Origin of the sequence: Tardiphaga sp., assembly GCF_044336785.1 — a bacterium.
Classification (GTDB): domain Bacteria; phylum Pseudomonadota; class Alphaproteobacteria; order Rhizobiales; family Xanthobacteraceae; genus Tardiphaga.
The window spans coordinates 16,507-36,442 of the sequence record NZ_JBIIOT010000031.1 but is presented as its reverse complement, the minus strand read 5'-3'; the positions used below and the strand labels follow the sequence as shown (position 1 = coordinate 36,442).

Sequence of the window (19,936 nt, the reverse complement as noted above, 5' to 3'; positions counted from 1 at the left end):
GCATGACATCGAACACCACCACTGTTCCGACACCGGGCCGCTTCATCGGCCGCCCCGTCGATCGCGTCGACGGCCGGCTCAAAGTCACCGGCGGCGCGCGCTATGCCTTCGAGCACAGCAATCTCGCCCGCGGCACGACGCCGGCCTATGGCGTGATCCTCGGCGCCGGCATTCCGAAAGGCCGCATCACGACGCTCGACACCACGCGTGCGGAAGCGATTCCAGGCGTGCTCAAAATCCTCACCTATCGCAACATGGCGCCACAGCCTGCCTTCGGCGCGCCAATGCCGCCGAACGTGCCCGACGTCTTCACCCGCGCGCGCCCGATGCTCTCGAGCGACGAGATCCTTTACTACGATCAGCCCGTCGCATTGGTCATCGCGGCCACATGGGAGGCCGCACGCGGCGCCGCGGCGCTGATCGATATCCGCTATATGCAGGAGCCCGGCTTCTACGATCCCCTCGCCGCCCATGCCGAGCGCTACAAGCCCGCGCGCATCAATGCCGGCTTCGCGCCCGACACCGCGCATGGCGATGCCGATGCAGCGCTCGCAGCAGCGTCGATCACCATCGATCAAACCTATCGCCTGCCCTATGAGATCCACGCGCCGATGGAGCCACATGCAACATTGGCGCAATGGGATGGCGAGCGGTTGACCCTGCATACGAGCACGCAGACCATCGCCAATATCCAGAGCAGCGTGGCCGCCTCACTCGCGATACCGCGCGGACATGTCCGCGTCATCAGCCCCTTTGTCGGCGGCGGTTTCGGATCAAAATTGATCCCGCATGCCGAGGCAATCCTCGCCGCTATTGCGGCGCGCGAGATGCAGCGTCCCGTCAAGGTCGCCTTCACGCGGCAGCAGATGTTCGCCAATGCCGGCCACCGCCCGGCGATGGAGCAGCGCATTCGGCTCGCCGCGGACGGCGATGGAAGGCTGACGGCGCTGGTGCATGACGTGACCGCCGCCACCTCGCGCTTCGAGGAATTCGCCGAACAAAGCGGCGTGGTGTCGCGCTCGTTCTATGCATCGGCCACGCGACGCACGACGCATCGCCTCGTTCGCGTCGACACCAATCGCGGCGAATGGATGCGCGCGCCCGGCGAAGCCTCCGGCCTGCTCGCGCTGGAATGCGCGATGGATGAGATGGCCGAGCGGCTGACACTCGATCCGATCGAATTCCGCATCCGCAACGAGCCAGAGCGCGATCCGGAAACCGGCGCGCCATTCTCCAGCCGCAACCTGATCGCCTGCATGCGTGAAGGCGCGCAGCGCTTCGGCTGGGCGCAGCGTTCAGCCACGCCCGGCGCCCGCCGCGAGGGCCGCAAGCTGGTCGGGATCGGCATGGCCGGTGCCATGCGGCCGAACTATATCGGCCCGGCCCAGGCCCGCGTGGCCATCGATCGCAGCGGCCAGGTGACGGTGCAAACCGACATGACCGATATCGGCACCGGCACCTATACGATCCTCGCCCAGATCGCCGCCGAACGCCTCGGCCTGCCGCTGCAGGCGATCACCGTCGAGCTCGGCGACAGCAACCTGCCGCGCAGCCCCGGTTCGGGTGGCTCATGGGGGGCCGCAAGCTCGGGTACGGCGGTTCACAATGCCTGTCTCGCCCTCTGCCAGAAGATCGCTGACGCCGCGCGCTCGCATGCTGCCTCCCCGCTCCGCGGCGCCGATCCGATGCAAGCGAGGTTCGAAGAAGCGAGCCTGACACTCGGCGATCGTTCAGCCCCGCTTGCCGAACTGATCGCCCAGACCTCGCCCGACGGCCTGGACGCTACCGGCTCGGCGGCGCGTGGCGAGACCTACAAGACCTTTTCGCAGCACGCCTTTGGCGCACATTTCGCCGAGGTTGCCGTCGATATCGACACAGGCGAAGTGAGGCTGCGACGCATGCTCGGCGTCTTCGCCGCCGGAAAGATCCTCAATCCGAAGACCGCGCGTTCGCAGATGATCGGCGGCATGATCTGGGGCGTCGGCTCGGCGCTGACGGAAGCCGCGATGCTCGATCCCCGTTACGGCCACTTCGTCAATCACGATCTCGCCGAATATCAGGTGCCGGTGCATGCGGACATTCCTGATATCGATGTCATCTTCCTCGATGAGGACGACGACAAGGGCAATCCGCTGGGCATCAAAGGCATCGGCGAACTCGGCAATTGCGGCGCCAATGCCGCCGTCGTCAACGCCGTCTACAACGCCTGCGGCGTCCGTGTGCGTGAACTGCCGGTGACGCTGGACAAGGTGCTGGCGGGGATGGCGTGAGGACGCGCCCTCACATCGCCTTAACGCGCGCAATGAATCCACCCACTTCGCGCTTCAATATCTCGGCCTGTCGCGCCAGATCGACGGCGGAGTCGCGGGCGTCGTCGGCCAGTCGTCCGGTCTCCGACGACGTGGACGAGATCTGCACGATATGGTTCGAGACATCGAGCGTGCCGCGCGCCGCATCCTGAACGCTGCGCGAGATGTCTTGCGTCGCGTTGCGCTGCTGCGCGGTGTCGATCTCGATGCCGGTCATGATCTCGCTGATCTCGGCGATGGTGTTCGAGATCCCATCGATGGCGTCGCGGGTCTCATTGGTGATGCCCTGGATATTGCCGACCTGCTGGGAAATTTCCTCGGTCGCCCGTCGTGTCTGGTCCGCAAGACTCTTCACCTCGGATGCGACCACCGCAAAACCCTTGCCGGCCTCGCCGGCCCGCGCGGCCTCGATCGTCGCATTCAGCGCCAGCAGATTGGTCTGCGAGGCAATCGCCTGAACCAGTTGCACCACCGCGCCGATCTTGTCGGCCGCTTCGGACAGCGTATGAATGGTGTCGCGGCTTTTGCACGCTTGTGTGGCCACGCCTTCGGCGCGATGTGTCGCGTCGGTCACGCGGCGGCTGATGGTGCCGATGGACGTGGTCATTTCCTCGGTCGAGCCGGCGACCGTCTGCACGCTGCTGCTGGCCTGGCCGGCGGCAGCGGCCACTGCATTCGCCTTCGAGGTCGTATCATTCGCGGCCTGCGACAGGGTTTCGGCATTATGCTGCAGGTGGGTCGCGGATAGCGCCACCGTGTTCACGACATTGGTCACCTGCGTATTGAAGCGTTCGATGGTCTGATCCAGATAGGTCGCGCGCTCGCCCTTGTGCTTGGCGTCCTGCAGTTCCTGTGCCGTCAGCCGCTCGCGCTCGATGCCATTGGTCTTGAAGACCTCCAGTGCGCCGGCCAGCAGGCCGATCTCGTTCGACTTTCCCGAGCCCGGAATGAACGTATCGTATTTCCGGTCGGCCACTTCGCGCATCGCATGCACGATGGCGGCGAGCGGCGCCATGATGCCGTTGCAAACGACGAAGTAGGTCGTGAGACACACGATCGAAGCGAGCACACCGATCGCGGCGCAGGCCATCAGGAAGTAGGAGAACGCGGCCTGCGCCTGATGATAGATCTGCATCGCCTGATCGCGGCTCTCGCCGCTGAGCGCGCCGAATTGCGATGACAGCCGCGTGATCTCGTTGTTGAGATACAGCACGGCGACAAGGCCAGTGCCGCCGCCAAAGGCCAGAAGCACGAGCAAGGCCGCAACGACCGAGATGACGAGGAAGCGGATCGTGAGATTGCTATCAGAAAACATCGGACCGGCCATGATGACGATTGAACGGCCGCAATGTCGCAGAGAAACGTCAAGAACTCATAAAATCATGCATGAAAAGGTGGCATGACTTATGTCAATTGCACGGCACCTTCGCCGACAATGTCGCGCGTTCAGCCTGATTTGTCCTGCGCGCCGAGCAGGCGTTCGATCCGCGCTTCCTCATCCGGGGTGAGTGCTACGATGCCCTCGGCATGACTGCGCTCGTTGCGGCGGCGATTGTGCCACCACAGCGCCACCGCACCCGCAATCAGCACCAGTGGCGTCAGCAACCAAAGCAGCAGCGTGTGCAGCTCCAGCCGCGGCTTGAGGAGAACAAACTCGCCATACCGCGCGACGAGGAAATCCATCACCTGCCTGTCGCTCTCGCCGGTAGCGATACGCTCGCGGACGAGCAAGCGCAGATCGCGCGCCAGCGGCGCATCGGAATCGTCGATGGACTGATTCTGACAGACCATGCAGCGCAGCTCTTTCGACAGATTGCGCGCACGGGATTCCTTTGCAGGGTCCTGCATGATCTCGTCGGGCTGCACCGCGTAAGCGGGCGAGCCGGCAAGCAGCGCGAAAGCCAGGAAACAAGCCGCGATTCGTCGCATCGCTTACTCCGCCGCTTGCAGCGCGCGCGGCGCTTTTGCCGGCTTCGGCGCGCCGACGCGCAAGCGACGATCGGACAACGACAGCACACCGCCCAGCGCCATGAGCACCGGCCCCCACCAGATCATCAGCACCAGCGGCTTGTGATACATCCGCACGGCGACGGCGCCCGTCGTGGTGTCGTCACCAAGCGAGATATAAAGCTGGCTCGCCCCGCGTGACAGCAACGCCGCTTCGGTAGTGGACATCTGGCGCGCCGCAAAATTGCGCTTTGAGGGCACCATCTCGCCGATCTCGTCACCATTTCGGGTAATACGGAAACGCGCGATGCTTTCGCGATAATTCGGCCCCTGGCGCTGGGTGATGTCCTTCAGCGTCAGCTCGTAGCCTGCGAGCTTCGCCACATCATTCGGCTTCAGCGTGCCGATGAATTCGGTATTCCATGTGCTCTCGCAGACGATGCCGATCAGCGCGACACCCAGCCCGGCATGGGCGAAGGCCGTGCCCCATGCCGCGCGCGGCAGGCCGACCCCGCGACGCAGCGATGTCGCCAGCGGCAACCGGAACAGCATGATGCGCTCGGAAATATCGACCACGACGCCGGCGATCACGAACACGGCAAGGCCGATCGCCAGCGGCGCCAGTGCAGCTCCGCCCGTCGTCCAGGCCCAGACCAATGCGATAGCAATCAATGCCGCGATCCCCGCCCCCAGCAGGCGCTGGGCAACACCACGCAGATCGCCGCGCTTCCAGGCCAGCAGCGGGCCGAATGGCACTGCCAGCAGCAGCGGCACGAAGAGCGGGCCAAAGGTGAGATTGAAGAACGGTGCCCCCACCGAGATCTTGTCGCCGGTGAGCATTTCCAGCGCCAGCGGATACAGCGTACCGACGAATACAGTGGCGCAGGCGGTGGTGAGGAACAGATTGTTCAGCACCAGTGCGCCCTCGCGCGAGATCGGGGCGAACAGGCCGCCCTGCTTCAGCGACGATGCCCGCCACAGATACAGCGTCAGGCTGCCGCCGATGAACAGGCAGAGAATGACGAGAATAAACACACCGCGCGACGGATCGGTCGCGAAGGCATGCACGGACGTCAGCACGCCGGAGCGCACCAGGAAGGTGCCGAGCAGCGACAGCGAGAAGGTCAGGATCGCCAACAGCACGGTCCAGACCTTCAGCGCATTGCGCTTCTCCATCACGATGGCGGAGTGCAACAGCGCGGTGCCGGACAGCCACGGCATCAGCGAGGCGTTTTCGACGGGGTCCCAGAACCACCAGCCGCCCCAGCCGAGCTCGTAATAGGCCCAGTAGGAGCCCATCGCGATGCCGAGGGTGATGAAGATCCACGCCACCAGCGTCCACGGCCGGACCCAGCGCGCCCAGGCCGCATCGATACGGCCTTCCATCAGCGCAGCAACGGCGAAAGAGAACGAGATGGAGAAGCCGACATAGCCGAGATAGAGCATCGGCGGATGCACGGCCAAACCGATATCCTGCAGCACCGGATTGAGATCGCGCCCTTCCAGCGGCGCCTGCGCCATGCGGATGAACGGGTTCGAGGTCGCGAGGATGAACAGATAAAACGCTGCGGCGATCCAGCCCTGCACCGCCAGCACATGGGCGCGCAGCGACAGCGGCAGGTTATTGCCGAAGGTCGCCACCAGCGCGCCGAAGAAAGCCAGGATCGCCACCCACAGCAGCATCGAGCCTTCGTGGTTTCCCCACACGCCGGTGATCTTGTAGAGCAGCGGTTTTGCCGAATGCGAATTCTGGAACACATTGGCGACGGAGAAATCCGACACGACATAGAGCGTCGTCAGCGCCAGAAACGACAGACCGCAGAACAGGAACTGCGCCAGCGCGGTCGAGCGCGCGACATTCATCAGTGCGGTGTCGCGCAGATATGCGCCGGCCACCGGCACGGTGGACTGGATCAGCGCCAATGCGAGCGCGAGGATCAGCGCATAATGTCCGGCTTCGGCGATCATTGCGTCATGCTCGGCTTGGCACTCGTCGTATTCGCGCCGGTCGTGTCCTGCGAGACGACGGGCTTGCCGCCCTCGCCTTCCTTCCAGCGGCCCTGCTTCTTCAGCGCGTCGGCCACTTCCTTCGGCATATAGGTCTCGTCATGCTTGGCGAGCACCGTATCAGCCTTGAATACGCCATTGGCATCGAGCGCACCTTCGGCGACGACGCCCTGCCCTTCGCGGAACAGATCCGGCAAGATGCCCTTGAAATTCACGGGCAGCGTCGCGCCGCCGTCGGAGACCTTGAAGCTGACAGCAAGATTGTCGCCGCGCGACAGCGAGCCCTGCTCCACCATGCCGCCGAGACGGAAACGCTTGCCGGCCGGAATCTGCTTTTCCGCGGCCATGGTCGGCGTCGAGAAGAACACGATGCTGTCGCGCAGTGCATTCAGCACGAGGCCGGCCGCGATCGCCAGGATCGCGAGCGCACCGCCAATCATCGTCATTCGTCGCTGCTTGCGTGTCATCGCGAACTATCCATCCAAGCCGGCGTCTTTGAGACCATCATTCAGCTTGCGCAGCCGCTCGGCATCGCTGCCAACAGCCTGCCGCGCATCAGCCAGCGCGCCCTTGGCCTTGTCACGATCGCCGAGCACCAGATAAGCGCGCACAAGACGTAACCAACCCTCGACATCGCTGCCGTCCTGCTTCAGGCGCGTCGCCAACCGATCGACCATGCCCTGGATCATCGCGTTGCGATCATCCGTCGTCATGTCCTGCGCCGCAGCGACGGTCTCCTGTGGCAGCGCCGGCAGATCCGGTCCCTTGCCACCGACACGCGCCAGCGCTGCGCTCACCACCGGGCGCCACGGTGCATCCGCCGGCGCCTTCTCCAGCATCGCGCGCCAGATCGTCGCGGCATCCGCGCGGCGGCCATCCTGCTCGGCAGCGAGCCCGAGGAAATAGCCCGCCTTCACCTCATCGGCATCCTGCGCCACGGCGCGATCGAATTCCGCTTTGGCCTCGGCAGTGATGACGCCATTGGCGGCCATGGTCATCGCCTCGCCGAGATCGGCGCGGTTGGCGGCGCTGTCGCCGCCGAAGGTGATGATGTTGCGATAGGCGCGCACGGCATCGTCGTAACGGCCGATCCGCGCCAGCACCGGCGCCAGCACGGTCCAGCCGCGCGCATCGGTGGGGTTCTTTTCAAGATGCGCCTCAACCTGCGCAATCAGGCTCACGACCGATTGATTGGGATTTGGGTTCTGCTGACGCGACGCCAGCGGCATGTCCGGCATGGCGGGCGAGCCGAGCGGCAGATAGACGCCGACAGCGATCAGCGGCAGCCCGATGAGCGCCACCAGCGACACCGCCTTGCGCATCCCCGGCGCATTGCCCGTCACGCTCTTGCCATCCGCGTCCGCAGCGGCGAGCAGCCGACGGCCGATCTCCACCCGCGCCGCCTCGGCTTCGACCGGACCGATCAGCCCGGCTGCGGCATCGCGTCCGACCTCGGCCAGCTGGTCCTTATAGACCGCTACCTCGGTTCCGCCCGTTGCCGCAGCCTTCCGGCCAAGCGGCAGTAGCACGGCGAAAGTCGCCGCGGCGGTCATTAAAGCGAAGACAAACCATAAGGCCATCAATGGGTTCCGGCATACCCTTGAGTCGATCTAAACGACGCTGAGCCGGTTACACCATGGCCACCACCCCCGCGCAATTGACTTTTATGCCATTGCACCGGGCGGGAGATTGCGCTGGGTCAAGAATGGGGCTGGAAGGCGATATCCGGCTTCATCGCCATTGTCCCGGTCGCGATCTATCACGCGCAGCGCATCAACCTGCTCGAAATGGGCGACGATGCCGCCCGGCAGCTCGGGGGTCCCGTCGAGCGCACGCGGCTGATCATGGTGATGGCGGCCGTCAGTCTCACGGCCATTGCGACCGCGGCCGCAGGCCCGATCGCCTTCATCGCCCTCGCCGGTCCCCAGCTCGCACGACGATTGACGCGATCGTCCGGCGTTCCGCTGGTCTCCGGTGCGCTGATGGGGGCCGTGCTGCTGCTCGGCGACGCCTATCTGCTCTGGCTGCTGACAATGAGCAAGAAGGTCTAGCCCGCCTTCTTCGGCTTCTCGACCACCACCATCGCCTGCTCGGCGGCGCGGGTCATCAGGGCCGCATATTCCTGGCCGAACAGCACATGGCAGAAACGGATCGCCGTCTTCGCCTGCATCTGCCGATAGTTGCGCACGCGCACATCGCCGGCGCGTAGCGACTGCACCAGCGCTTCGGTGGATTTCTCGACATATTGCTGCAGGTCCGAATAGGTCCGCAGCGTCACTTCGTTGATCGCCAGCTCGCTCGCATAGGTGCGGCAGACCGCGACGAACCCGATCATCGCCACGACCTCCTCCACCTCGGAGGGATCGATGGTCGCGGTGGGTGCAATGTCCTTGTCCGGGCGCTGGCGCAGCAGGCGGCGCACGCGGCCCGGCACGCTCTCGATCTCGGACTGCAGTGTCGAGGAAATCTCCACCCGGATCGCCGCCATCTGGCGGCCCCAGGCGCTGTCATTGCGCATGTCGAGTTCGGTGCGCAATCCGCGCACGCCGTCATGGGCGATCTTGAGATGTTCAGGCGCGTTGTCGAACTGGCCCCGCCGAATCTCCGAGCGGAGAATGGCTGCAACGGTGTTGAGATCGGCCAGCGCCATCGTCACCGCCACGCCATACGGCGTCGCCGCCACGCGGATCTCATCATCGGAGGCAGCGATCTTCACCGCGATACGGATGATCTGCCATGGCGCCGCCAGTCGCTGCATCACAAGCGACAAGGCGAAAGGCAAAACCTGCGGCGTGGTCAGCGCCGGCACGTTCAGCGCGCTGTTGACCGATGCCACCTGGGCCTCGCCAAAGCTGCGCAACACGCTGGGCAGCTTGCCGGCAAAAGCATCGAGCTGCTCGCGCGCCTTCAGCGCCGCTCCGATGGCAGGCAGATCCTCCACCGCATGGGTCGGCCCGATGCGCGCTGCCCGGCCCCCGCCATTGCCCGACAGAACATGGGCGATGGCCGCAGCAGCCGCTTGCTGGAATTTCTTCACCGCACGCTCGACGCCGGCAGCATTGTCGCCCGCATCCGCGATCGCCGTTTCGAATTCGCGCACTGCATCGGCCGCATCACGTTCCAGCCATTGCCAGACCGGCAACAGCGACGGGCGGCGGATCTGGCCCGGCCTGATTGCGGCCACGCCATCGACCAGGAACGGCTCCAGCGACCTGAACACCAGGCGGGTCGGGTCCTCGACGCGGGGCCGCACGGCATCCTCGTGTCCGCGCATCACGCCGCGCAACTGGTCGAGCACGAAATGCGCGACCTTGACGTCCTCACCGCGTTCGATCGCGCGCTCATATTCGCGCAGCAGAAGCATCTGCGACTGCTGCGGCAGCTGCGCAAGATAGTCCCGGAGACGATCGATGGAGGTCTTGTTCATAAGGCCCAGAAATCAGCACTCGCCGGCGGGTTCAAGACCGAAAGCGGCCACCTGACCTTGTAGCAGTGGTGTCGTTAAGAACCCGTTGAGGATGTGACTCAAGCAGCCGCCGCCCAAGCGCCTTCGGGGCTCTTGCAGGCCGTGCCGCGCGCCGACTTGATGTCGCCATTGACGGTGATCGTGTGCGAGAAACCGCGGCATTGCAGCCCCTTCTGGCTGTACACCGGTCCCGCGACGATATTGCCGTAACGCCCGTTCTGATCGTTGCGCCACGGCACCGGCGCACCGGGCGCACCACGGTCGAGCGCAGTGAGCTGGGCCTCATAGGCCAGCCGGCGATCCTCATCATTGAGCTGGGCGCCAAGCCGGGCGCCGATCAGGCCGCCAAAAGCCGCATTGGTGACGGCTGCCGCGGCGTTCTCCTCGGATAGGCCAACGGCCGACTTGGTGCTGCTGTAAGCCCGCGCGATCGTCTCGGAGCCCAGGCTGAGGCTGCCATCCGAGGTCGTCATGTCACAACCACCCAGCGCCAGCGCGAGCACGGCAACACAGAGCATGTTGAACTTGACCATGAACGGGAACCTCGCACGCAAAACTGGCCATCAGCAAACGCCAAAGTGGTTACGAACGGGATAATTCAGGCGGGATAAGGGCGCCAGATATGGAACCTACACCCCCGGCAGCACCAACTCGGCCCGCAGCCCGCCGATCGGTGCCTGGCCCAGCGTCAGGCTACCGCCATACAGCGCGGCAAGATCGACCACGATGGACAGGCCGAGGCCGGAGCCCGGCTTGGTCTCATCCAGCCGCTGGCCGCGGCGGGCGACGCGGGCGCGTTCGTCATCGGACAATCCCCGGCCATCGTCATCCACCACGATACGCAGCTTCGGCGAGGGATCTCCGGCCCCCACACGTTCGACTTCGACGGCGATCGTGACGTGATGCTCCGCCCATTTGCAGGCATTGTCGACGAGATTGCCGACCATCTCCTCGAGGTCCTGCTTCTCGCCACGGAATTTCGCCCTCGCATCGGCCTTCAAGTCGATATCGCAGTTGCGATGAATCTTCTCCATGGTCCGGCACAGCGCTTCCAGCGCGGGCGTCACGTCGGTGACGGTGCCGATGATGGTGACCCGTGCCGCGATCCGCGCGCGTTCGAGATGATGGGTGACCTGGTCGCGCATCACATCGGCCTGCTCAAGCACCTTCTCCGCCAATGGATCATCCGTATTGCCATTCGCACGCACGGCGCCGGCTTCGTTGACGATCACCGACAGCGGCGTCTTGATGGCATGGGCGAGATTGCCCACATGGGTGCGCGCGCGCTCGACAATGGCGCGGTTGGCATCGAGCAGCGCATTCATCTCGCGCGCCAGCGGCGCAAGCTCGACGGGATAGGTGCCCTCCAGTCGCTCGGCCTGGCCGGAGCGGATATCGGAAATGGCCTGGGAGAGCCGCTTTAGCGGGACGAGGCCGAAGCGGACCTGGAACAGCGTGGTCAGCGCCAGCACGATGGACAGCGCCGCAAAGGTGCCGCCGAGATAGTAATCGAAGGCACGGGTTTCTTCGGTAATTTCCGTCGCGTCCCCGGCCACGCTGATCCGGAATTTGCCGTCGGCGCCGAGATCGACCGGCCGCTCCACCATGCGCAGATGCTGTCCCTCGGGCCCATCCACATAGCCCAGCCGAACACCGGACGTGGTGAGCTCGGCACCCTGGTCCTCTAGCTTGGGCAGTTTCTTGTCCCACAGCGAGCGCGAGGCGCGGATCTCGGTCTTCTCGCCATCGGTGGGGGCGATTTCCCAATACCAGCCCGACAACGGCAATTCGAACAGCGGCTCGCCGAGCGACGGCGATTGCTGTTCGCCGGGCTCGGGCGGCGACGCCACTTCGGCGACCAGTGTGCGCAGGTAGAGATTGAGCCGGCGATCGAAAGCGCGCTCAGTGGCGCCGCGATAGACCGAGGATAGGACAAAGGCGGTGACGACGAGAATCACCACCACCCAGGCCGTCGCCGTGAGAAACAGGCGGGTGGCGAGCGAATTGGTGCGGGTCATGCGACGCTCCGCCAGCATGGAGCACAAGCAGCCCTGACCCTTCCCTCATCCTGAGGAGCGCGAAGCGCGTCTCGAAGGATGGCCGCATACGCGGAGCCAAGCCATCTCATGGTTCGAGACGGCGCTGCGCGCCTCCTCACCATGAGGGCTGAGCTTTGCGCGCATGTCGGCAGGCCATCATCACGCGCCGGCCTGCGGCGGCGTCAGCAGATAGCCGAGGCCGCGGACGGTCTGGATGATATCCACGCCGAGCTTCTTGCGGATGCGGCCGACGAACACCTCGATCGTGTTGGAGTCGCGATCGAAATCCTGGTCGTAGAGATGCTCCACCAGTTCGGTGCGCGAAATCACGCGGCCGGTGTGGTGCATCAGATAGGACAGCAGCCGATACTCATGCGACGTCATCTTGATCGGATTGCCGGAGACGCTGACGCGACCCGTGCGCGTATCCAGCACCACCGGCCCGCAGCTCAGTTCCGACTGTGCATGGCCGGTCGAGCGCCGCAGCAGCGCACGAATGCGCGCCAGGACTTCCTCGAGATGGAACGGCTTTGCCACGTAATCATCGGCGCCGGCGTCAAAGCCCTGCACCTTGTCGCTCCAGCGATCCCGCGCGGTGAGGATCAGCACCGGCATCACGCGGTGATTACGACGCCAGGCTTCCAGCACCGAGATGCCGTCCATCTTCGGCAGCCCTATATCCAGCACCACGGCGTCATAGGGCTCGCTGTCGCCAAGGAAATGCCCCTCCTCGCCATCGAAGGCGCGATCGACGACATAGCCGGCATCGGTCAGCGCCGTGGTGAGCTGGCGGTTCAGATCGGGATCATCTTCGACGACGAGCAGACGCACGTTTCGTTCTCCACATTCACGCGCCCGAGTGGAGCCCCCGGCGGGTGAACGCCAAATGAATACCGGCGCTTGCCGATATTACTTTTTCTTCACGACCGCCTTGACCAGCTTTTCGATCATCCCGGGCGCATCCTGCCCGGTGACCGCGCTGACCTTTTCGCGGGTGCGGCCGCTGATATAGACGCCTAGCACGCCGAACCGGAACCCCCAATAGGCCACCAGCAGCGCCGTGGCATTGACCAGCGCATTGATGGTCTGGATGTCCCCGGTCCAGAATTCATGCATCAGCACGGCCCACAGCGCCCCGCACTCCACCGTCAATTCCAGCGCGTAAGCCGGCCGCCACCAGCGCTGCAGCGCGTCCTCGCCGGTGAGTTCGGCGCGGATGGTCGCCTGGGTTTCGGCGATCGCGACGCGCTGGGTTTCCGCCTCGGCGCGGATCATCTCCGCCCAGCGCGCTTCGGCTTCCGCGAGCTTGTTGGGATCGGCCGCAGGCAGCGCCGCCCGCACGCTCGCCGGCGTCGATGTCGCCGCACCGACGGTCTTGGCGAGAATCTCCCCGGCAATGCCGCCAAGCGGCCCGCCCAGCGCCGTCCCGAGCATCGGCGCCCCCAGCGAGATCACCTGCTTTGCAAGATCGCCCCATTCCATGATCACGCCCTCCGGAATGCCGCGAGAACAGCGGCAGCTCAGCGGTTCAGTGACGGCGCGAAAGCGCACCACGGCGTGATAGGTGCGCCCATCGCTCTCGCGGCGGATATCGGCGACGGCAAAGCGTAGATTGATCAGCCGATGCCCCGCGGGGCTCAGCGGCGCATCGTCGAGCGCCTGCAGCAGCGCGCCGGCAATGACATGCGCCTCCCTGTGCCCGCCCTGGCGCGACCACGCATGCAGCACGAGCTGATGCTCCTGCACATCGCCATCATCGGTGGAGATATCGGTGAGGCGGGCATCACCCAGCGTCACATAAGGAAACGCCGCATCGCGCGGCACCTCGTCATGCACGCGCGCCCCGCCGAGTACGGCCGCGAGCGCCGTATCAGCCTTCAGCGCCGCATGAACCGCCGCGCGCAGCGCCACATTGGCAGCAGGCATGATGCCCTCCCACGATCAGGTGATGCGATAGTCCGCATGGATCTCGGTGAAGCGCCGGTCCGCGCTCTCGCTCAGCGCGGTGATGCGATAGATCCGCCCGCCATCCACCAGCCGATGCCGCAGCGTCAACGCCAATCCGCTGCGCAACACGATGCGCAATCGCACCACGGCGCCATCCGCATCGGCCTCGCTGCGATGCTGCACGCTGTCCGGCATGACAGCCGCCCAGACAGTCGCCACGGGCAGATAGCCGCGCAGCACGCCGCCCTGCCCGTCATCGCTCTCATCGGGCGCCTCGATCACGAGACGCGTTTTCATCCGGCCCGGATTCTTCATAGCGCCAACATCCGATACGGCGCGAGCAATGCGCTGACGCCGACCGGAACAGCCGCGCCATCCGCCGTCGCCACGCGATTGTCATACCAATGCGCCAGCAGCAGCCGCACCGCCTGGCGCAGATCCGCCGGCACATCGCCGGCATCAGCGCCATAGCCACACAGCACATCGAGCGCGATACCGGCCGTCGCGCGCCCCGGCACCGGCACCGCGAAACACGGCGCCGCGATCACATTCGCCGCACCATCGACGACAAAACTCTCCGCATCGATGTCGCGTGCCGCCCCATCGGCATCGAACACCCGCGCCGCCGTCAGCTCCCGCAACGGCCCGATGCGTGGTGAAAACCGCCCATCCCGAGGCCAGGCATCCAGCACGAAGCGCCAGCTCTGCGCCTGCAGCGCGCGCCGTGTCATCGCTTCGACACGAACCCGCGCCGCCGCGATCAATGCGGCGATGACGTCATCGTCATCCTCATGTTCGACGCGCAAGAACGCCTTCGCCTCGATCAGCGTCAGCGGCTCGATCACCGGCGGTGTCAGCAAGATCGCGGCCATGCAGCCCTCGGCATATGTGATGGGACAAATCGGTGCATTGACATCGGGGTGGCGCGGCGGTGACATCCCGCCATGATTCAGACAGGTCGCGCGCTTGCGCTCACCACTCTCGTGTTGTCACTCTTCGCATCTCCCGCGCATGCGCTGGTCGGCGGCGCGCCCGCAAGCAGTGATGCGCTCGGGCGCAGTGTGCTCACCATTGTCGGCTCGCGCGGCAATTTCTGTTCGGGCGCGCTGATCGCGCCGACGCTGGTGCTCTCCGCCGCGCATTGCGTGACGCCCGGCGCCAGCTACAAGATCGTGCAATATGATGCGCAGCGGCAGCCGCAGCTGATCGCGGTGAAGCGCGTCGCCGATCATCCGCAATTCAATGCGCAGGGCATCAAGGCGCATCGCGCCAGTGCCGATATCGCGCTGCTGCAGCTTACCGAACCGCTGCCCGGCAAGACCGCGCTGCCGCTCGGCATTCCCACCGAGCCGTTCGAGGCCGGCCAGAGCTACACCGTGGCCGGCATCGGCGTCGCCGCGCGCGGCGATGGCAAGAGCGGCGGCACGGTGCGCGCGGCCGCCCTCGTCTCCACCAGCCATCCCGGCAAGTTGCAGATCCGCCTACTCGACCCCGCCACCAACAACGAGCGCCCGGGCCTGGGGGCCTGCACCGGCGACAGCGGCGGCCCCGTGCTGCAGCAGCAGAACGGCCGCAGCGTCGTGATCGGCGTGATCTCCTGGTCCACCGGCGCCAAAAACACCGCGGGCTGCGGCGGCCTCACCGGCGTGACCCCGCTGACGCTGTATCGCGACTGGATTTTGCAGACCGCGAAGACCTGGGGCGCGGGGCTTTAACAGCCCTTGGCTGTCATCGCCCCGCTCGACGGGGCGATCCAGTCAACGACAACCATTCGGTCTCAACCGTGACAGGGGTGTCGACTGGGTTACCCGCTTACCCGGGTCACGACAGAAAGGTGCACGCAACCCCTCGTTAATCTTTGTGAAAGCTTCTCCGCTATCCTTTGCGAATCATGCGCAATCTCGCCTTCATCCTGTTCCTCACCTTCGGCAGCGCCACGGCCGACGCCGCCGATCTCGCCGGCCATAGCCGCCTTGGCGCCGTGTTCGCCGAACCGGCGGCCAAAACCCGCCGCGTGGTGGTGGCGGAGAAGGAAAAGCCGGTCGAGGAACCGATCGTCACATATGCCCCGGAGGTGGACATTCCCTCCATCGTGCATGGCTATTACGGCAAGCCGAATTCGTATTATTATCGCTCCTATTACGGCACCAAGCCGGAGACGATCTTCAGCCGCGCGCCCTATGGCTGCGGCTGGTATGGCTATTGCTAACTGCGGCAGCCTGCGGCGGAATGACCTCCGCCTCGCCGATTTGTGAACAGCCGGATCCGAAACACGTCACCATATGAGGAAGTAGCTTTCACCGCCGGGAGGAAAGCCACTTGGGCCGCCAAGAAAAGACCGAAGCCGAACTGGAAGAGATGATCGCCCAGCGCATCGTCGTGGGCGGCGTCTATGTCTCCGTCCGCCCCGACCCCGTGCTCGGCTGGCGCGCGATGGTCATCACCGCCCCGAAACACGCAACCTATGCGCAGAAGATGGCGGATGATGTGGCGGTGGAGTTGCGAAAGAAGTTTGTGCTGAAGGGGGAGTGACAGCAATCGCAAGCGCCATTCGAGAAAGTCACGTGGGCTTGAATACACCGCGATCAAGATTCCATAGACACATCCCGGCGTCAGCGGAATAGGGAAGCCGCCCCGAAGCCGCCAATACCTCCAACAAAGCTCTCGCTTCTTTCGGCGCGACTGCGAGCGTCAATTTGGCCACCTGTACTCGGACGTGTAAGTTCGCGTGGTCATATAGCGTTAAAAGCTCGGTTCTCTGATCCCCACTTCGGCTCTTCAGCTCGTTCGTGACATCCATCATTATTTTGAACAGGCGATTGTACTTCGCGATCTGTCCACGCAATTCAGCTTCATCCTGGCCGATGGTAACTTCGACGAACCTTTCGATCAGCTCGGCTGAAGTCATCTGATTTACCGACAGCCGCTTCATGGCTTCAATACCTCGTAGAGCTTGAGAGCGCGGAGACCGATGGCGCGGCGTTCGGCTATGCCTTTATCGCTTAAGTATTGCCTTGGTGAAAGACCTCCAAAGTCCGGGTTGGCTTTCTGGAACCAACCCGTAATCTGATAATGCTTCAAGCGGGGAATGCTAACAATGTTCGATTTGTCGTTGATCTCGCTTCGAGTCAGCCCCCATCGCTGCGCCGCCGTCTGCTCGATGATATGGTGGTCATCGTATCCAGGTCTTCCTCGGCCTACGCCGGCCTGCAGTTCTTCAAGAGTTCGCGGCGGATCGCGATAGCTCTCGATCGACGAGTTGTAATACTCAAGCCATTCAGTTCCGTTCAACGCACCGATGAATAGAGCCGCAGGAATGGCTGCCCCCGCCCTCAATGCGGCGCTGATCCATTTAGCCGCCCGTCGCGCGAATGCGGTTCGGTCGGAGCTTGTCGGCGGCTTAATCTCGGGAATTTCTGGTGGATCCTCCCACGAGGGACCACCGTTGCGCGGGTACCCCGAAGATGCGCTGGCCGCAATGAAAAAATCATCCAGGCCGTTGCTACCACCGCCGCCGGCGCCCTCCCCCTCGGCACCGTTATCCCTTGGTGTAGGGATGTAAACGCGGGTCTGGCCATCGTTTGACTGCGCTTCTCCGTCCTGCGCGCCAAATGTAAACTGCCCGCCCCCCTCTTCGCCCGCTTCGATGCGCGGCTGCCCGTCCCACTTTCTCTCAGGCGCGAGATAGCGCGCTACATTTGGTCGCAGATATCGCCCTCCATCCGGACGCATGAACCGACGTTGCTGTTGCTGCAACCAGGCATTCATGCGCGCACCCATGCGAGTGAGTAGTGGAAAGCGAAAAGAAATAATGGCACGCCCGCACACAGCCAGATCAGCTCCGCGCAAGCTTTTTCTGACAATGATGCATTCCATATGCCTCGTCATCGCGCTCGTGCGCGAAAGGGCCTGTCAGAGGGAATGATCGTGATGCTGCGCCCACTCGTCTTTGCCTGCATCGCAGCAACCTTGACGTTACCGGCAGCGGCCGCCGATCTCGGCGGCTATTCGCGCCGAGGCTACGGCGCAGTAGTAGAGCCCGCGCCACTTTCTGGTCGCGGGCGTTTCCTTGAGGTCCAATCCCCGGCGTGGGACAAGATCACCTCTTACTCACCTGCACCAAAAGGCGGGGTACCTTTGCAGGTCCACCGCTATTTCGGCCCGCCGCAGGTGTCCTACTATTACAGCCACTACGGCGCGCCGCAGGAGCTGCTGATCGGCCGGCCGCAATTCGGCTGCAACTATTTCACCTATTGCTGAGTAACCAGGCGTGAGCGACATACATCGCCCACGCCACCGCGATCCCTCAGCTTGCCGCCATCTTCAGCAGCTTGATCGCATCAAAGTCCTGCACGCCGCCGCCGACGCGCTTGGTCGTGTAGAACAGCACATACGGCTTGGCACTGTAGGGATCGCGAAGCACCCGCACGCCGACGCGGTCCACGATCAGATAGCCGCGCTGGAAATCGCCGAATGCCACTGCCAGCGAATTCGCCGCGACATCCGGCATGTCCTCCGCCTCCACGACCGGAAAGGTCATCAGCGTGGCGCGGCCGCCGCTCTGTGCCGGCGGTTGCCACAGATAGGCGCCGGTCGAGTCCTTGAATTTGCGGATGGTCGCCTGGGTCTTGCGATTCATCACGAAGGAGCCGTTCTGGCGATAGCCGGCCTTCAGCGCATAGATCAGATCGACCAGTGTGTCGGACGGATTGGATGCCGCAAAGGCACCGGCCGCACCGGAAGCGAGATAGCCGAGATTACCCCAGCTCCAGGACGCATTCGCCACCGTCGTGTAATTCAGAAAGCCCTTCGGCTTGTTGACGCCGTCGCCGCCGACAAAGGCCGCGCCCTCCTGCATGGCGAAGACGAGCTCGACCTCGGAGGCGATCCACTGGTCGAGGTCGACCGCGCTGTCATCCAGCAGCGTCGCAGTCGCCGCCGGCATCGCATAGAGCTCCATGGCCGGAAACGACAGCGCATCCAGCGTCGGCGATGCCGTCTGCGGCCGCGCATCGGTCTCGCCGACCCAGCCCGTTGCCGGCCCCGCCGTCATGAACGGCTTCTTGTAGACGCTGCTCGAAATCTCACGCACCGACGCGATGCTGCGGATCGGCGAGATCGCCATCAGCCGCTGGCCGATGGTGCGTTCAAGTTCGGGCGGCACCAAGTGCCCGCCATCGGGATTGCTGCCCACCGACATCGCCTTGGTCTCGAGCGCCCGCAGCGCCTCCACATCGCCGGAACGCACATAGGCATCGAAGGCACTCTTGTGCTCGCGCGCACCGCTGTCGCGCTGCGCCCGTGTGCCGCCGATACCAGGCCGCGCACCGCGCAGCACGATATCATCGAGCCGCCGCTGCTGCGCATCAAGCGCGGCATTGATGCGATCGACCTTCTGCTCCAGCAGCACATCGCCGCGCTTGTGCTCGATGCGCGCCAGGCGCTCGTCATTGGCCGTCTTGAAGTCCTCGAAGGTCTGGCGCAGATCGTCGAAGTCTTCGCGCGGCGCGGCAAAGCCGGCCTTGTGTTCGGGGGCGGTATCAGTGAGATCGAAGTTCATGATGGTCTCCGGTTTGAACAACATACGTCGAAAATGCGCGCGCGAACGCTCCGCCGCGGGGGGACGATATCGCTTGCGGAATGAATAGAAGCGTCACGCACCGAGCGCATCACCGCGTGGATCATGCGCTTCGGCGCCGACCGCATCGGGCACCAGCGTTGAACGTTAGCGACGTCGCTTCTGCTGGGTCAGAGCCATCAAATGTCTGACGCGCTCGGCCGCCCGTTCTGTTTCGGCAGCCTGCGTTTCGCCGAACACAACGTCACGAAATCTTGCCGGAAGACAATCGCGGTTCAGATCGTCAATCATGCGGTCGCGATAGATGATGACGCCCATCCCCGGCCACTGGTCTTCCTTGCCGACAACGTCGACCCGTATCGTGATGTACCATTCAGGAAACGGGCGTAACAGGTCCTGCAGGGCATTGAGGATGAGCCCGTCAAACAGATCGAGACTCTGAAATTCGAGCTGCTGAGAGTATCGTCCCCAGTTTTCATCGAGCAGCCAGTAGTCGCCTCGTCTGAGAGGATCTTTCACGCCATACAGATCAAGGACGCCGGTGATGGCATCATGAAGAAGCTGCCAGTCTCGCTGTTGCCTGACGCCCGCATCGATATCCATATCGGAGCCCTGCTCTGTCTGCAGCAGCACGAGTCTGCGC

22 protein-coding genes and 1 pseudogene are annotated in these 19,936 nt (G+C 64.2%); 6 read left to right on the top strand and 17 right to left on the bottom strand.

Annotated elements, in window-relative coordinates; translation table 11 throughout:
* The first annotated feature begins 2 nt into the window (after window positions 1–2).
* Window positions 3–2,270: a molybdopterin cofactor-binding domain-containing protein gene (locus ACIQ2A_RS11475; protein WP_398479044.1), complete on the top strand. Its 2,268-nt coding sequence runs from the start codon at window positions 3–5 to the stop codon at window positions 2,268–2,270.
* A gap of 10 nt (window positions 2,271–2,280) precedes the next feature.
* Here ACIQ2A_RS11475 and ACIQ2A_RS11470 read toward each other — a convergent pair whose 3' ends face one another.
* The 5 genes from ACIQ2A_RS11470 to ccmI all read right to left on the bottom strand — a co-directional run bounded on the left by ACIQ2A_RS11470 (window position 2,281) and on the right by ccmI (window position 7,843).
* Window positions 2,281–3,624 carry a methyl-accepting chemotaxis protein gene (locus tag ACIQ2A_RS11470; protein WP_398479041.1) on the bottom strand — a complete coding sequence of 448 codons (1,344 nt, stop codon included), beginning with the start codon at window positions 3,622–3,624 and terminating at the stop codon, window positions 2,281–2,283.
* Window positions 3,625–3,755: 131 nt separating this feature from the next.
* The gene (locus ACIQ2A_RS11465; protein ID WP_398479039.1) at window positions 3,756–4,238 is read right to left on the bottom strand and encodes a cytochrome c-type biogenesis protein; all 483 of its coding nucleotides are present in this window, start codon (window positions 4,236–4,238) and stop codon (window positions 3,756–3,758) included.
* 3 nt (window positions 4,239–4,241) lie between these two features.
* Window positions 4,242–6,224 (bottom strand): heme lyase CcmF/NrfE family subunit, encoded by a 1,983-nt coding sequence (locus tag ACIQ2A_RS11460; protein ID WP_398479037.1) that lies wholly within the window; start codon window positions 6,222–6,224, stop codon window positions 4,242–4,244.
* Complete coding sequence (gene ccmE / locus ACIQ2A_RS11455) at window positions 6,221–6,730, bottom strand: cytochrome c maturation protein CcmE (RefSeq protein ID WP_398479035.1); 510 nt, start codon at window positions 6,728–6,730, stop codon at window positions 6,221–6,223. The genes ACIQ2A_RS11460 and ccmE overlap by 4 nt, the downstream gene beginning before the upstream one ends.
* Before the next feature lie 6 nt (window positions 6,731–6,736).
* The gene (ccmI, locus tag ACIQ2A_RS11450) at window positions 6,737–7,843 is read right to left on the bottom strand and encodes a c-type cytochrome biogenesis protein CcmI (RefSeq protein WP_398479033.1); all 1,107 of its coding nucleotides are present in this window, start codon (window positions 7,841–7,843) and stop codon (window positions 6,737–6,739) included.
* 108 nt (window positions 7,844–7,951) lie between these two features.
* Here ccmI and ACIQ2A_RS11445 point away from each other — a divergent pair, with 108 nt between their 5' ends.
* Complete coding sequence (locus ACIQ2A_RS11445; RefSeq protein WP_398479075.1) at window positions 7,952–8,314, top strand: iron chelate uptake ABC transporter family permease subunit; 363 nt, start codon at window positions 7,952–7,954, stop codon at window positions 8,312–8,314.
* Here ACIQ2A_RS11445 and ACIQ2A_RS11440 read toward each other — a convergent pair.
* The 8 genes and pseudogenes from ACIQ2A_RS11440 to ACIQ2A_RS11405 form a co-directional block, all read right to left on the bottom strand.
* A complete protein-coding gene (locus tag ACIQ2A_RS11440) occupies window positions 8,311–9,690 on the bottom strand; it encodes a hypothetical protein (protein WP_398479031.1) in 1,380 nt (459 codons plus the stop codon). The two genes, ACIQ2A_RS11445 and ACIQ2A_RS11440, sit on opposite strands and share 4 nt — an antisense overlap.
* Before the next feature lie 98 nt (window positions 9,691–9,788).
* The gene (locus ACIQ2A_RS11435; protein ID WP_398479029.1) at window positions 9,789–10,262 is read right to left on the bottom strand and encodes an RT0821/Lpp0805 family surface protein; all 474 of its coding nucleotides are present in this window, start codon (window positions 10,260–10,262) and stop codon (window positions 9,789–9,791) included.
* A 96-nt stretch (window positions 10,263–10,358) separates the two neighbouring features.
* Window positions 10,359–11,747 (bottom strand): ATP-binding protein, encoded by a 1,389-nt coding sequence (locus tag ACIQ2A_RS11430; protein ID WP_398479027.1) that lies wholly within the window; start codon window positions 11,745–11,747, stop codon window positions 10,359–10,361.
* A gap of 180 nt (window positions 11,748–11,927) precedes the next feature.
* On the bottom strand, window positions 11,928–12,599 hold the full coding sequence (locus tag ACIQ2A_RS11425; RefSeq protein ID WP_233025635.1) for a response regulator transcription factor: 672 nt from the start codon (window positions 12,597–12,599) through the stop codon (window positions 11,928–11,930).
* 78 nt (window positions 12,600–12,677) lie between these two features.
* Window positions 12,678–13,202, bottom strand: coding sequence for a 3TM-type holin (locus ACIQ2A_RS11420; protein ID WP_398479073.1), 525 nt, complete (start codon window positions 13,200–13,202; stop codon window positions 12,678–12,680).
* 90 nt (window positions 13,203–13,292) lie between these two features.
* Window positions 13,293–13,694, bottom strand: a pseudogene (locus ACIQ2A_RS11415) (DUF3168 domain-containing protein); the annotation flags it as partial.
* Between the two features lie 15 nt (window positions 13,695–13,709).
* Complete coding sequence (locus tag ACIQ2A_RS11410) at window positions 13,710–14,012, bottom strand: head-tail adaptor protein (RefSeq protein ID WP_398479024.1); 303 nt, start codon at window positions 14,010–14,012, stop codon at window positions 13,710–13,712.
* A 14-nt stretch (window positions 14,013–14,026) separates the two neighbouring features.
* Entirely contained in the window at window positions 14,027–14,587 is a 561-nt protein-coding gene (locus ACIQ2A_RS11405; protein WP_398479022.1) for a head-tail connector protein, read from the bottom strand.
* 72 nt (window positions 14,588–14,659) lie between these two features.
* Here ACIQ2A_RS11405 and ACIQ2A_RS11400 point away from each other — a divergent pair, with 72 nt between their 5' ends.
* From ACIQ2A_RS11400 to ACIQ2A_RS11390, 3 genes are all read left to right on the top strand, one after another.
* Window positions 14,660–15,430, top strand: coding sequence for a S1 family peptidase (locus tag ACIQ2A_RS11400; RefSeq protein WP_398479021.1), 771 nt, complete (start codon window positions 14,660–14,662; stop codon window positions 15,428–15,430).
* Window positions 15,431–15,606: 176 nt separating this feature from the next.
* Entirely contained in the window at window positions 15,607–15,924 is a 318-nt protein-coding gene (locus tag ACIQ2A_RS11395) for a hypothetical protein (RefSeq protein ID WP_398479019.1), read from the top strand.
* A gap of 110 nt (window positions 15,925–16,034) precedes the next feature.
* The gene (locus ACIQ2A_RS11390) at window positions 16,035–16,247 is read left to right on the top strand and encodes a hypothetical protein (protein ID WP_398479017.1); all 213 of its coding nucleotides are present in this window, start codon (window positions 16,035–16,037) and stop codon (window positions 16,245–16,247) included.
* A gap of 28 nt (window positions 16,248–16,275) precedes the next feature.
* On the opposite strand, the gene ACIQ2A_RS11385 is transcribed toward ACIQ2A_RS11390, so the two are convergent.
* Together ACIQ2A_RS11385 and ACIQ2A_RS11380 are read right to left on the bottom strand one after the other, a co-directional pair.
* Entirely contained in the window at window positions 16,276–16,647 is a 372-nt protein-coding gene (locus ACIQ2A_RS11385; protein WP_398479012.1) for a DUF2019 domain-containing protein, read from the bottom strand.
* Window positions 16,644–17,591 (bottom strand): hypothetical protein, encoded by a 948-nt coding sequence (locus ACIQ2A_RS11380; RefSeq protein WP_398479010.1) that lies wholly within the window; start codon window positions 17,589–17,591, stop codon window positions 16,644–16,646. Before ACIQ2A_RS11380 ends, ACIQ2A_RS11385 begins: the two co-directional genes overlap by 4 nt.
* Window positions 17,592–17,636: 45 nt before the next feature.
* Between ACIQ2A_RS11380 and ACIQ2A_RS11375 the strand changes: the two genes are divergently transcribed.
* Window positions 17,637–17,975, top strand: a complete 339-nt coding sequence (locus tag ACIQ2A_RS11375; protein ID WP_398479008.1) for a hypothetical protein — start codon at window positions 17,637–17,639, stop codon at window positions 17,973–17,975.
* Window positions 17,976–18,021: 46 nt separating this feature from the next.
* Here the strand turns inward: ACIQ2A_RS11375 and ACIQ2A_RS11370 are convergent, their stop codons facing one another.
* The gene (locus ACIQ2A_RS11370) at window positions 18,022–19,275 is read right to left on the bottom strand and encodes a phage major capsid protein (protein ID WP_398479006.1); all 1,254 of its coding nucleotides are present in this window, start codon (window positions 19,273–19,275) and stop codon (window positions 18,022–18,024) included.
* Between the two features lie 165 nt (window positions 19,276–19,440).
* Window positions 19,441–19,896, bottom strand: a complete 456-nt coding sequence (locus tag ACIQ2A_RS11365) for a hypothetical protein (protein WP_398479004.1) — start codon at window positions 19,894–19,896, stop codon at window positions 19,441–19,443.
* Window positions 19,897–19,936: the final 40 nt, after the last annotated feature.